Origin of the sequence: Micrococcus sp. HSID17227 (assembly GCF_003989405.1) — a bacterium.
Taxonomy (GTDB): domain Bacteria; phylum Actinomycetota; class Actinomycetes; order Actinomycetales; family Micrococcaceae; genus Micrococcus; species Micrococcus luteus.
Window position 1 is genome coordinate 1 of record NZ_RBLN01000295.1, and the last position, 2,424, is coordinate 2,424.

Sequence of the window (2,424 nt, forward strand, 5' to 3'; positions counted from 1 at the left end):
AAGCATAAGACTGCCTACGTGGTTTCTGAAGGTGGCTGGGGTTCAGACCTGTGCTCTTCCGAACTAGGGGCCGGCCCTTGGCCTCGGCCGTGAGGGCCACGAGCACGGGCGTGCCCGCCGCGTTGCCGCCGGCCGACTCGATCCGGGCGCGCAGGTCCAGCGCGAGGGAACGCAGCTGGTCCCCGGCCACGTCGCCGGCGTGGTGGGCCAGCACCCGCACCGACGTCCCACCGGACGTCGTGACGTCCTGGGCCTGCCCGGCGAGCTGTCCGGCCTGGGCCTGCAGCGCCTGGGCCCGCAGCTCCGCGACCTGCTTCTCGGCCGCCTTGAGCCGGTCCAGGGTGGCGCCGATGCGGTCCTTGAGCTCCTCGGCCGGGGCCTTGAACATCTCCGAGAGCTCGGAGACGAGGGTGCGCTCCGCGGCGAGGTGGCGGAACGAGTCCAGGCCGACGAGGGCCTCGACGCGGCGGTTGCCCGAGCCCACGGACTGCTCGCCGAGCAGGGTCAGCGAGCCGATCTGCGCGGTGCGGCCCACGTGGGTGCCGCCGCACAGCTCGCGGGACCAGGCGCCGTCGATCTCCACGACGCGCACCCGGTCGCCGTACTTCTCGCCGAACAGGCTCATCGCGCCGAGTGCGCGCGCCTCCTCGAGGCTCATCTCCTGGGTGAGCACGGCGTGGTCGTCGCGGATGGCGATGTTCACCACGTCCTCGACCTCGGAGCGGGCCCCGGCCGAGAGCGCCTCGGCCCAGCGGAAGTCGAAGCGCAGGTAGCCCTCCTTGTTGAAGGAGCCGGACTGGGTGGCCTCGGGGCCGAGGATCTGGTGCAGTGCGGCGTGCACCAGGTGGGTGCCGGAGTGGGCCTTCTCGCCGTCGAGGCGGCGCTGCAGGTCGATCGCGCCGAGGGCCTGCGCGCCGGCGGCGACCTCGCCGTCGAGGACCTTGACCCTGTGCACGGACAGCCCCTTCACGGGGGCCTGCACGTCGAGCACCTCGAGGCGGAAGCCGTCGCCGGTGATCAGGCCGGTGTCCGCGGCCTGGCCGCCGGACTCCGCGTAGAACGGCGTGGCGTCCAGGACGAGCTCGAGCTCCGTGCCGGCGCCGGCGGACGCGACCTCCTCGCCGTTCTGCAGCAGGCCGCGCACCACGGACTCGGTGGTGTGCTCGGTGTAGCCGGTGAAGTGGGTCTGGCCCTCGGCGCGCAGGCGCTGGTACACGGCGGTGTCCGTGTGGCCGGCCTTCTTGGCCTTGGCGTCCGCGCGGGCGCGGTCGCGCTGCTCGGCCATGAGGGCGCGGAACCCGGCCTCGTCCACGGCGACGCCGGCCTCCTCCGCGATCTCCAGCGTCAGCTCGATCGGGAAGCCGTAGGTGTCGTGCAGCTCGAACGCGTCCGGGCCCGCGATGCCGCCGCCCGCCGAGCGGGCCTGGCCCACCGCGGCGTCGAGGCGGGCCGTGCCCGCGGCGATGGTCCGCAGGAACGCCTTCTCCTCGGCGTAGGCGATCCGGGAGATGCGCTCGAACTCGTCCGCGACCACCGGGTAGGTGCCCTTCATCGCGTCCCGGGAGACCGGCAGCAGCTCAGGGAAAACGGGCTCGGTGACGCCCATCAGGCGCAGGGCGCGGACGACGCGGCGGATGAGGCGGCGCAGCACGTAGCCGCGGCCCTCGTTGCCGGGGCGCACGCCGTCGCTGATCAGCATCAGGGCCGAGCGCACGTGGTCGGCCACCATGCGCAGGCGGACGTCGTCGTCGTAGTGCGGGTCGGCCGGGTCCTCGGTGGAGGTGTAGGAGCGGCCGGCCAGCTGCGCGGCGCGGTCGAGCACGGCGCGGACCTGGTCCGTCTCGTACATGTTCTCCACACCCTGGAGGATCATGGCGAGCCGCTCGAGGCCGAGACCGGTGTCGATGTTCTTGTGCTCGAGCTCGCCGGCGATGTCGAAGTCGTCCTTCGAGCGCACCGCGGAGAGGCGGTACTGCATGAACACGAGGTTCCAGATCTCGATGTAGCGGGTGTCGTCCGCGGCCGGGCCGCCGTCGACGCCGTACGCGGGGCCGCGGTCGTAGAAGATCTCCGAGCAGGGGCCGCCCGGGCCGGGCTGGCCGGTGTTCCAGTAGTTGTCGTCCTTGCCCATGCGCTGGATGCGCTCGGGACGGACGCCCACGTCCTCGCGCCAGATGCGCTCGGCCTCGTCGTCCTCGCGGTACACGGTGACCCAGAGGCGCTCGGGGTCCAGGCCGAAGCCGCCGTCCTCGACCGAGGACGTCAGCAGCTCCCAGGCCATCGGGATGGCCGTCTCCTTGAAGTAGTCGCCGAAGGAGAAGTTGCCGCACATCTGGAAGAAGGTGCCGTGGCGGACGGTCTTGCCGACCTCCTCGATGTCCGCGGTGCGGATGCACTTCTGCACCGAGACGGCGCGCGGGCTCG

1 protein-coding gene is annotated in these 2,424 nt (G+C 72.2%); it reads right to left on the reverse strand.

Going from position 1 to position 2,424, the window contains the following annotated elements:
- Positions 1-2,424 (reverse strand): alanine--tRNA ligase (gene alaS, locus D8M29_RS10960; RefSeq protein WP_238693395.1); only part of this gene is annotated, 2,424 nt, incomplete at both ends.